This is a genomic window from Thioclava sp. NS-SX20, assembly GCF_057380695.1.
In genome coordinates this window covers 19,538-31,888 of record NZ_JBXXRY010000003.1, presented here as the reverse complement: position 1 = coordinate 31,888, position 12,351 = coordinate 19,538, and the positions used below count along the sequence as shown (strand labels likewise).

At 67.1% G+C, this 12,351-nt stretch carries 1 protein-coding gene; it reads right to left on the bottom strand.

Features of this window, described 5'->3' with window-relative positions; translation table 11 throughout:
- Window positions 1–30: 30 nt before the first annotated feature.
- The gene (locus AC2ISB_RS15885) at window positions 31–12,246 is read right to left on the bottom strand and encodes an autotransporter-associated beta strand repeat-containing protein (protein WP_486577189.1); all 12,216 of its coding nucleotides are present in this window, start codon (window positions 12,244–12,246) and stop codon (window positions 31–33) included.
- Window positions 12,247–12,351 lie beyond the last annotated feature (105 nt).

The following is a 12,351-nucleotide window of genomic DNA, read 5'->3' as shown; positions in this document are numbered from 1 at the left end:
ACCCCCCGCCCCTGTTCCGGCCCGACCGGATCAGAACTGCCAGCGCAGCTGTGCCGTAACCCCCCAGCCGTCAAGCTGATCGGAGAAGCGCCCGTCGAAGCGTGCCGAGGCATCGAACTGCCGCGCCGGAAGCGCCATGCCGGGGTTGAGAACCTTGGTATAGTTCAGACCAAAGCTGATCTCGCCGTAATCGGTCAGCAATTCGTTGGTGGCATCCAGACCGGTGCCCGATTTGTTGCCCTCATCATCCAGCACGTAATAGGTCGCCTTCGCGGAGTCACCGAAATCGTGGTAATAGGTGCCCGTCGCGAAATAGTTGATCGCTTCGGTGCCCGAGGCAAGGATCTGCCCGCGCGACAGTGTCAGCGAGGTGAAGGCGATCTTGTTGGTGATCGGGTCGAATTCCAGCACGCCATCATCGGTGCTATCATCGGGATCGTTCGAGAAGTAGATGTCATCCGCCTGCGAACGCGTCCACGAGAAGCCCGCCGAGGGCACGAGGTTCATCCCCGACACAAGGCTGTCAAGCGAGAAGGCATAGCCCACAGAGCCCGACACCGTATAGCCGTGGCTGTCGTAGCTCTGGTCATCCAGCCCCAGCGCCTCGCCATATTCGTTCGCGGTCGCACGGTTCTTGATGTCATAGCTTGTGCGGTCCACCCGCGCCTGCAGATCGGCCACCCAGCGCCCTTTGGACAGGCCGATATATCCGCCGCCATAGATCTGGTTGAAATCGATCTTGTTCTCGCTGGTCTTGATCGCGGTGTTCAGCGTCGCGGTCGAGGTATCGAAGAGATAGACCGGCTGTTCGATCTTGCCGATGTTGAAGCCGCCGATCCCGCCGAAGCTGACATTCCAGCCGCCGATGATATCCTTGAAGCAGCTATGGTCAAAGCCCGCCTGTGCCCCGCCATAGGTCGCCTCGACCTCGTTCTGGAAGGTGCCAAGCGCGGTCTGCGACGCGCCGGTGGCGGTGGCCTTACCCCCAACGAACCGGCCCCAACCGCCAAAGCCGCACAGATCGTCATCTTCTGTCGCAGCGGCCAGACCCGAGATATAGGGGCTGGTCGGACGGTTGATCACCGAGCCCATCAAGGACTGGGTCAGCGCCAGCCCCGAGGCGATCCCGCCGAAGGCAGGGTTGGCACCGGAAATCAGGTTGATGGTGTTCGAGCTGCTGTCATCGGACAGCGCATAAAGCACCGCCCCCGTCTCCGGCAGACCCGAGGTCGTGGCGCTGAAGCCATTATTGCTGCCATAGGTGAGGATCGCCAGATCGTCGTCAAGCAGGGCGTAATCATCGCCTGCCAGATTGTTGAAGACGATCGTGGCATGGCCGCTCAGCGCGCCCGACACCGCGATCTTATCCGCCGACTGATCCGTCGCACCCAGAGCCGCATCAAGGACGATGGTCCCGTTCAGCGCCGCATCGCCATCAATGCTCAACGTGGTGGTCGTGGTGTCATCGGCCAAGGACAGAAGGCTGCCCGACGCATTGCTATAGCTGCCCGAAATCGACGCGCTGCCCGTGACATAGACGGTGGAATAGTTGGTCGTCGCGGCGCTGACCGCCGCATCCTCGGACAGATAAACGGTGCCGAAATTGCGGAAGCTGCCCGCCGAAAGCTGACCGCCTGCCAGCGTCAGGACCGCGTCCTGCGCATCGTCATCCGCCGTGCCGAGAGTGAACTCATCGCCAATGGCCAACGCCCCATCAATGTCGAACTGGCCCAGCCCCGACAGCGATCCGGTGATCGTCGCGCTGTCATCTGCCGCCACCGTCAACACGCCGCCGGTGGCTTGGCTGACATCGCCATCCACAGTCCCCGCAAGCGCCAGAAGCGCCCCGCTGGCATTGGAGACCGTGCCGGTGACCTCGCCCCAAAGCGCAAGCGCCGCGCCGGTTTCATTGCTCACATCGCCTGTCAGCGAACCGGTCAGTGACACGGTTCCGGCATTGACGAGATCGCCGTTCATGGCACCGGCCAGTAGCATCTGGGCCCCGGCCTCGTTCTCGACATCCATCGAGAGCGTGCCCCCCGACGCGACCGAAAGCGTGGCATCTGCCGCGTTGGTGAAAACCGCACCTGCGTCAGATCGCAGCGTGCCGCCGGTGATCGACACCGTGGTCGCATTGCTGACGCCTTGCGCGCCCGTCAGGCTGAGCGTTCCAGCCGAAAGCACCAGCGCGCTGCTGCTGGTCTGGCTGATCGAAGTCACCCCGTCCAGATCGCCCGTCACCTCGACGCTGGCAGCATCGGTGATGGCCAGCGCCCCGTTCAGGCTGCCCGCCAATGCGGTCTGCGAGCGACCACCCGCCGCCAGATCGCCCTCAATCACCCCAGAGGTCATCACCAGCGTGGCCGCGTTCTCGACCGCGGCCTCCAGCGTGCCGCCCGCGATCTCCAGCGTGCCGGTATTGGTCAGGCTGCCGCTGGCAACCGCCAGAGTGCCCGCGCTCAGCAGCAGGCTGCTCTCGGTCGTGTTCGTGACATCGGCCACCGACAGATCGGAGAGGATCTCGGCGCTGGCCGTATCGCTCAGGGCCAGAGTGCCCGCGATGGTGCCGGACAGCTGTGCCTGCGCCGCCCCCGATAGTGTCGCGCTGCCAAGGATGGTGCCGGTGGACGTGAAGCTGCCGCCGGTGATCGTGGCATTCCCCGTCACCGTGCCGCTTGTCACGGTCGTGCCCGCGCTGACCAGATCGGCCAGTTGCCCCGCATTGGTCAGGCTGCCGCTGCTGCCCACGCGGGTGGTGCCGGACACGCTGGCGGCTCCGGCCAGCTCCGCGCTGCCGCCGGTGATACCCAGATCGCCCGTGACGCTGCCCGCCGAAAGCGTGGCGCTGCCACCGGTGACCGACAGCGCCGCAATGCTGCCTGCGCTTTGCGTCAGCGTGCCGCCCGCCAGCGTGACCTCGGCCAGAGTACCGCTATTGGCCAGCGTGCCTGCCGTCATTGCCAGATCGGCGCTGACCGCGCCACTATTGACGATCGCGCCGCCCGCATTGGTCAGGCTGCCAGACACATCCAGTGTTCCGGCATTTTCCAGCGTGCCGGTATTGGTCAGGTTGGCAAGGCTCAGGCTGGCCCCGCTGCCGATGCTCAGCGCCCCCGCATTGTCCAGATCGGTCTGCGTCGCCACGACGCTGTCCAGCGCACCGATGACGAAAGTGCCGGTGGCGGTATTCTCGAAGCTGTTGGCGCTGCCATCGCCGATCACGATGGTATCATTGCCGCCTGCGACAGTCTGGATCAGACCGTCATTGACAAGCGCGGTGCCGTTATCGCCCGTATCGGCGGCCAGAACGCCCGACCCGTCATAGGTGATGGTGCCGCTGTTGTTGATCGCGCCCGCATCGGTGACCGTGCCGCCATCGCCAACGGTGATCGTACCGTCATTATTGAGCGTGTTGCCGGTGCCCGAAAGAACGGCCCCCGCGCCCAGCGTGATCTCGCCGCTATTGTTCATCGTGGCCGAGGCCAGTTCTGCCCCTGCGCCCAGATCGATGGTGCCGCTATTGTCGACCACCCCCAGACCGGTGAAGGCCACGGCATCCGCAACAACCAGCGCGCCCGCATTGGTCAGGTCATAGCCTGCGCCCGACACATCGGTGGTCACGGAGATCGTGCCGCCAAGCTGGTTGGTGACATCGTCTTCCAGATCATTGGTCAGCTCGACCATGCCCGCATTGACCAGTGCGCCCTCCAGCACGACATCGCCCAGAACCGAGGCCGTATCGGCCACGATAATGGTCGAGGCCGTGATGCTGATCTGGCCTGTCGAGCCGTCAATCGTGCCGTTATTGGTGAAATCACCGGCCACGCTGACACCGGCCCCCGTGCTGTCTGCGGTCGTGATGGTGCCGTCATTCACCAGATCCCCGCCCACGCTGGTCTGGCCCGAGAGTTGCAGGACAGCCCCGCCCGCGCCGCTATCACCGGCAAGCACGACATCGCCCGAGAAGCTGCCACCATCCGACACCAGCAGCGCCCCGTCCGACACGCTGGTATCGCCGGTCACGCTGCCGCTATTGGTCACACTCCCCGCAAGCAGATCAAGATCGCCGCCAATCGTCCCCGCATTCTCGAGGCTGCCCCCCGACACGGTGGCATCGCCCGCAAGGGTCGCGTTGCTTTCGTTGATCACGCTGCCGCCGGTCTGGGTCAGGGTGCCATTCAGCGCCCCGCTATTGGTCAGCGCGCCCGCAGAGACGGTGATCGCACCGGTCACGCTGCCGCTATTGTCGACCTCGGCATCGGTGCCCGCCAGTGTCAGCCCGCCGGAAATGGCACCGCTCGTGTCAAGACGACCGCCGGTGACCGTCGCCAGACCGCCAATCGTCCCGTCATTGTCGAGGCTGCCCGCCGAAATATCGACCGCTCCGAGGATCTCGCCCGTCGAAAGCGCCGTGCCGCCCGAAAGCTCCAGCGCGGCCAGAATGCCCGCATTGACCAGATCGCCGCCCGATTGCGTCACGCCCCCCGTGAGCCCGCCGACGAGGTTGGTAAAGCTGCCATTGGTCAGCATGACGCCGCCCGAAATCGTGCCGCTATTTTCGGTGCTGCCGCCATCCTGCGCCAGATTGCCGCTCAGCGTGCCCGCATTGGTGAAGCTGCCCGACGCAAAGCCCAGATCCCCCGCGATGCTGCCCGCAGCAGTCAGCGTCAGCGCGCCCTCTTCCAGCGTCACAGCATTGGTCAGCGCCATGCCCACCGTCACATCCGCCGTGCCGGACACCGCCAATGCACCGGCCAGCGTGCCGCCCGAAAGCGTCGCCTCTCCGGCACTGGCCACAAGCCCGTCGGCCACGCCGCCCGACAGCGTGACGTTGCCGCCCTCCTGCGTGATCACGCCCGACTGCCCCGAGAGATCCAGCGTGCCGCCCGAAAGCGCGATGCTGCCCACCGTGCCGTCAATATCGACCTCGCCGCCGGTGATCACCCCCGCAGCGCCTGTGCCCGCAAGCGACAGACGCCCGTCGCTCACCGTCCAGTCGCCAAGGCTGCCGGTGCTGGTGGCCGTCCCGCCCGCAACGATCAGCCCGCTTGTGATCGTGCCGCTATTGACCAGCGTTCCGGTGCTGGTCAGGGCGGTGGTGGTGGTCAATGTCCCGCTATTGGTCAGGCTGCCGCTTGAGGTAAGCCCCGCCAGCACGAGGCTGGCATCCTGCCCGACGATGATATTGCCCGCGCTATCGACCGTCGTGGCCTGCCCGTTCAGGCTCTGGCCGTCCTCGACTGTCAGACGACTGCCCGAGGACAGCGTCAGCGAGGCGCTGCTGCCCAGCGAGGCCGCCGCCCCCGAGACCGTCAGAGCGGCCCCCGATCCCAGCACGAAACTGTCCGAGATATCCAGCACCGAACCGGAATTCAGCGTGAGGGTCCCGCTGCCTGCAAACCGCTGCGCCGCAAGGCTGGCCGTGTCGGCCAGAACCAGATCGCCCTCGTTCTGGAACAGGTCCAGATTGCCCAGCCCGAAACCTTCCGCGATGGCGAATGTGCCGCTATTGGTGACATCGAACCCGGCCCCATCGACATTGGCCGTCACCGAAACCTGACCGCCCGTCTGGTTGACCAGATTGTTTTTCAGATCCTGACCAAGTTCGACCAGACCGGCATTGGTGACCGTGCCGTCATAGGTGACATCGCCGGTCACGCTGAAGCCCGCCAGAATCTGGATCTCGCCCGCCGTAATGATCAGGCTGCTGGCCGAGGCATCGATATCGCCACCGGCATAGAAACTGCCCGAGGTCAGCGTCAGCAGGACCGGCGTGCTGCCGGAGGTGGTCAGCGTGCCGGTATTGGTGAAATCGCCATCCACATTGACCGACCCGCTCAGCACGACCGTGCCCGCATTGTCGATCCCGCCCGAAACATCGGCATCCGACAGCGTCAGCGTGCCGCCCAGCAGCACCGCCACCGAGCCGTCAAGCATGCTGGTCACCGTCAGGTCACCGCCTGCGCGCAGCGTCACATCGCCAGTGATCGTGCCTGCACCGGTGACCGTCGCGTCGCTGATATCGAGATCCGCGCGGATAGCACCGTTATTGGTCAGGCTGCCGCCGGTCAGCGTCAGATCGCCCGAGATCACGCCCTCATTGACAACACTGCCAGCCAGAAGCGACAGGGCCGATGTCAGGGTGCCGCTGGCGCTATTGGTCAGCGTTCCCCCGCTGACAATCGCCGTGGCCAGAGTGCCGCTATTGATCACGCTGCCGGTCTCGCTCAGGCGCAGAGTGCCAATCGCCCCGCCAAAGTCATTGGTCAGCGCCCCCGCCTGCACCACGGCCTCGGTCAGCGTGCCACTATTGCCCAGCGTGCCGCCCGTCATCTCGACCGAGGCCAGCGAACCCGCATTCGTCACAAGCCCCGTGCCGGAGACCGTCAACGCCCCCGTCACCTGAGCGCTTGCATGATTGACCAGCGTGCCGGCAGAAATATCCAGTCCGGCCAGCGTGCCATCATTGGTAAAGGTGCCGCCCTCCACCGTCACCAGACCGGTGATGGTATCGGTATTGTTCACCATGCCGGAAGCAAGCGTCACGCTGCCGCTGACACGACCGTTATTCTCAAGCGTACCGCCCTCAACCGTGGTCGCGCCCGACAGCTCGCCACTATTGTCCAGCGTCCCGTCCGAGAGCAGCACATCCCCTGACAGGAGGCCACTATTCAGCAGGCTGCCGCCCGTAACCGTCGCCGTCCCCAACGTGCCGGTTGTGGTCACGGTGCCATCGCTCAGGCTCAGCGCGGCCAGCGCGCCCGCATTCGTGACCACGGCCCCGCCAGAAACCGCGAGCACGCCCGCGATCGCACCCTCTGCGTCATTCTCCAACTGCCCGCCCGAAAGGCCGACCGCACCGGTAATGGTGCCGCTGTTCACAAAGCTACCCGCGCTCTGCACCAGCCCCGAGATCTCGCCCGCATTGCTGCCCGATCCCGCCAGCGTGATCTGCCCCGCAGAGCCGCCAGTCAGCACATCCATCTGCGCACCGGCGGCCACATCGACATCCCCGACACTGCCCGCCACCGTCAGCGTGCCGTCGCTGACCTCCGTCGATCCGCTATACTCCGAGACCCCCGACAGCGTCAGATCGCCGGTCGAGACCAGCGACAGCGCGCCCGAAAGCGCCCCGCTGAACGTGCCATCGGCCAGCGTCAGAACCGCCGCCGACGTGCTGCTGATTTCGCCCGCGCCCTGCAGATCCGCCAGCGTCAGCGCCTGACCGTCCAGATCGAGCACCGCGCCGCTTTGTACCTCGGTCGAGGACAGCGCCGCCAGAAGATCCGCCGCCTCCTGATCCACCAGCCGCAGGCTGCCCGAGGTCAGCGTCAGCGTCGATCCGCTGTCGATCACCCCCGCCGTCATATCCAGCGCCAGCCCGTCGCTGCTGCCCAGAGACAGCGCCCCCGACAGATCCAGCGCCCCCGACAGCCGCGTCTCGCCGCTGCCCGTGGCCATGATCGCGCCCGCACCCGTCACCGAGACCCCCGCCGACAGCGCCGCCGCGCTGGTCGACAGCGTGCCCGAAGACAGCGTCACAAGGCCCGAGAGATCATCGGCAATCGACAGATCGGCATTGCTCAGCGCGACCGTGCCCGCAAAGCCCGACAGATCGCCGCTCAGGCTGTTGCCCGTGCTGCCCGCAACCGACAGGACCGCCGCAGACGTGCCCTCCACCGTGCCCGAGAACCCGACCGAGCCCAGCGTCAGATCCGCATCGCCAAGCCCCAGAGCCCCCGTGCCCGACAGCGACGCCACCGTCTCGTCGCCCGACAGCGTCCAGCCGCCATCCAGCACCACCGAGGCCTCGGCCTCCAGCGCCCCGCCTGCGGTCGCAAGCTGCCCCGAACCGCCCACCTCGACCGACCGGCTGGCCAGAGACCCCGTCCACGCCACCGTCAGCGTGCCGCCGCTGACCTCCGTCGATCCGCTATACTCCGAGACCCCCGACAGCGTCAGATCGCCGGTCGAGACCAGCGACAGCGCGCCCGAAAGCGCCCCGCTGAACGTGCCATCGGCCAGCGTCAGAACCGCCGCCGACGTGCTGCTCACCTCGCCCGCGCCCTGCAGATCCGCCAGCGTCAGCGCCTGACCGTCCAGATCGAGCACCGCGCCGCTTTGTACCTCGGTCGAGGACAGCGCCGCCAGAAGATCCGCCGCCTCCTGATCCACCAGCCGCAGGCTGCCCGAGGTCAGCGTCAGCGTCGATCCGCTGTCGATCACCCCCGCCGTCATATCCAGCGCCAGCCCGTCGCTGCTGCCCAAAGACAGCGCCCCCGACAGATCCAGCGCCCCCGACAGCCGCGTCTCGCCGCTGCCCGTGGCCATGATCGCGCCCGCGCCCGTCACCGAGACCCCCGCCGACAGCGCCGCCGCGCTGGTCGACAGCGTGCCCGAAGACAGCGTCACAAGGCCCGAGAGATCATCGGCAATCGACAGATCGGCATTGCTCAGGGCCAGAGTGCCCGCAAAGCCCGACAGATCGCCGCCCAGGCTGTTGCCCGTGCTGCCCGCAACCGACAGGACCGCCGCAGACGTGCCCTCCACCGTGCCCGAGAACCCGACCGAGCCCAGCGTCAGATCCGCATCGCCAAGCCCCAGAGCCCCCGTGCCCGACAGCGACGCCACCGTCTCGTCGCCCGACAGCGTCCAGCCGCCATCCAGCACCACCGAGGCCTCGGCCTCCAGCGCCCCGCCCGCGGTCGCAAGCTGCCCCGAACCGCCCACCTCGACCGAGCGGCTGGCCAGAGACCCCGTCCCGGTCACCGTCAGCGTGCCGCCGCTGACCTCCGTCGATCCGCTATACTCCGAGACCCCCGACAGCGTCAGATCGCCGGTCGAGACCAGCGACAGCGCGCCCGAAAGCGCCCCGCTGAACGTGCCATCGGCCAGCGTCAGAACCGCCGCCGACGTGCTGCTGATTTCGCCCGCGCCCTGCAGATCCGCCAGCGTCAGCGCCTGACCGTCCAGATCGAGCACCGCGCCGCTTTGTACCTCGGTCGAGGACAGCGCCGCCAGAAGATCCGCCGCCTCCTGATCCACCAGCCGCAGGCTGCCCGAGGTCAGCGTCAGCGTCGATCCGCTGTCGATCACCCCCGCCGTCATATCCAGCGCCAGCCCGTCGCTGCTGCCCAGAGACAGCGCCCCCGACAGATCCAGCGCCCCCGACAGCCGCGTCTCGCCGCTGCCCGTGGCCATGATCGCGCCCGCACCCGTCACCGAGACCCCCGCCGACAGCGCCGCCGCGCTGGTCGACAGCGTGCCCGAAGACAGCGTCACAAGGCCCGAGAGATCATCGGCAATCGACAGATCGGCATTGCTCAGCGCGACCGTGCCCGCAAAGCCCGACAGATCGCCGCTCAGGCTGTTGCCCGTGCTGCCCGCAACCGACAGGACCGCCGCAGACGTGCCCTCCACCGTGCCCGAGAACCCGACCGAGCCCAGCGTCAGATCCGCATCGCCAAGCCCCAGAGCCCCCGTGCCCGACAGCGACGCCACCGTCTCGTCGCCCGACAGCGTCCAGCCGCCATCCAGCACCACCGAGGCCTCGGCCTCCAGCGCCCCGCCTGCGGTCGCAAGCTGCCCCGAACCGCCCACCTCGACCGACCGGCTGGCCAGAGACCCCGTCCACGCCACCGTCAGCGTGCCGCCGCTGACCTCCGTCGATCCGCTATACTCCGAGACCCCCGACAGCGTCAGATCGCCGGTCGAGACCAGCGACAGCGCGCCCGAAAGCGCCCCGCTGAACGTGCCATCGGCCAGCGTCAGAACCGCCGCCGACGTGCTGCTCACCTCGCCCGCGCCCTGCAGATCCGCCAGCGTCAGCGCCTGACCGTCCAGATCGAGCACCGCGCCGCTTTGTACCTCGGTCGAGGACAGCGCCGCCAGAAGATCCGCCGCCTCCTGATCCACCAGCCGCAGGCTGCCCGAGGTCAGCGTCAGCGTCGATCCGCTGTCGATCACCCCCGCCGTCATATCCAGCGCCAGCCCGTCGCTGCTGCCCAAAGACAGCGCCCCCGACAGATCCAGCGCCCCCGACAGCCGCGTCTCGCCGCTGCCCGTGGCCATGATCGCGCCCGCGCCCGTCACCGAGACCCCCGCCGACAGCGCCGCCGCGCTGGTCGACAGCGTGCCCGAAGACAGCGTCACAAGGCCCGAGAGATCATCGGCAATCGACAGATCGGCATTGCTCAGGGCCAGAGTGCCCGCAAAGCCCGACAGATCGCCGCCCAGGCTGTTGCCCGTGCTGCCCGCAACCGACAGGACCGCCGCAGACGTGCCCTCCACCGTGCCCGAGAACCCGACCGAGCCCAGCGTCAGATCCGCATCGCCAAGCCCCAGAGCCCCCGTGCCCGACAGCGACGCCACCGTCTCGTCGCCCGACAGCGTCCAGCCGCCATCCAGCACCACCGAGGCCTCGGCCTCCAGCGCCCCGCCCGCGGTCGCAAGCTGCCCCGAACCGCCCACCTCGACCGAGCGGCTGGCCAGAGACCCCGTCCCGGTCACCGTCAGCGTGCCGCCGCTGACCTCCGTCGATCCGCTATACTCCGAGACCCCCGACAGCGTCAGATCGCCGGTCGAGACCAGCGACAGCGCGCCCGAAAGCGCCCCGCTGAACGTGCCATCGGCCAGCGTCAGAACCGCCGCCGACGTGCTGCTGATTTCGCCCGCGCCCTGCAGATCCGCCAGCGTCAGCGCCTGACCGTCCAGATCGAGCACCGCGCCGCTTTGTACCTCGGTCGAGGACAGCGCCGCCAGAAGATCCGCCGCCTCCTGATCCACCAGCCGCAGGCTGCCCGAGGTCAGCGTCAGCGTCGATCCGCTGTCGATCACCCCCGCCGTCATATCCAGCGCCAGCCCGTCGCTGCTGCCCAGAGACAGCGCCCCCGACAGATCCAGCGCCCCCGACAGCCGCGTCTCGCCGCTGCCCGTGGCCATGATCGCGCCCGCACCCGTCACCGAGACCCCCGCCGACAGCGCCGCCGCGCTGGTCGACAGCGTGCCCGAAGACAGCGTCACAAGGCCCGAGAGATCATCGGCAATCGACAGATCGGCATTGCTCAGCGCGACCGTGCCCGCAAAGCCCGACAGATCGCCGCTCAGGCTGTTGCCCGTGCTGCCCGCAACCGACAGGACCGCCGCAGACGTGCCCTCCACCGTGCCCGAGAACCCGACCGAGCCCAGCGTCAGATCCGCATCGCCAAGCCCCAGAGCCCCCGTGCCCGACAGCGACGCCACCGTCTCGTCGCCCGACAGCGTCCAGCCGCCATCCAGCACCACCGAGGCCTCGGCCTCCAGCGCCCCGCCTGCGGTCGCAAGCTGCCCCGAACCGCCCACCTCGACCGACCGGCTGGCCAGAGACCCCGTCCACGCCACCGTCAGCGTGCCGCCGCTGACCTCCGTCGATCCGCTATACTCCGAGACCCCCGACAGCGTCAGATCCGCGCCAGCGACGATCAAAGACCCGGTGCCCGAAATCACCCCGCCATAAGTGGTGGGAAAAACCGCAGCGGGTGTCATCCCGCTCGCCACGGTCAGGTCATCATTGAGCGTGACCGTGCTGCCCGCGACACCACTGAGCCCGCCGACGGTCTCGGCGGTCTCGACGATCAACGCCGTGCCCGCGCTCTCCAGCGACACCACCCCATAATCGCCCAGGGCCGAGCCGCCGATCACCTCAAGGGTGCCCGATTGCACCGACGTGTCGCCCAACTGGGTGTTGAAGCCCGTAAACACCACGGTATTGCCATCACCTGCGTCCACGCTCAGGTTGCCTGCGCCGGAGAAATTCGCCGCGATGGTGGTCAGCGGGGCCGCGTTGGTGATCTCGGTATCGGCGGCCAGAACGAAATCCACGCCCGTCAGATCGGGACTGGTCGGGCCGAGGAAGTTCAACGCAGCAGGATCGCCGCTATCTGTTGCCACAAGCATGATGCTGCCATCGCTGAGCGTGTAGGGCGTGGTGCTGTCAAAGGTCATCCCGCTGAGCGACCAGCTTTGCCCGTCGAGGTCGACATGCTGGGTCATTGCGACATCGCTGAAGGTGACCGTATCGTGATTTGCGACATCCGATCCCGGCGTCGCGGCGAGATCCCAGTTGGCATCCGCGCTCCACTGGCCATCAGAGCCGGTCCAGATATAGCTGTCCGCCCAGACCTGACCCGCGCCGACCATCATTGCCAAGGCCAGAGCCGTGGTGCGCAGGAGAAGGGCAATCCGTTTGCCGCGCGGGGTGCGGGCCACTGCTGCAAAATCGTTACGCTTGAACTTTGTAACAATGAAATGACGAATTACCACACCAGCCCCCAAAGAATATCGAGATAGAAAGCGATCAGAAAAGAAAGTTAT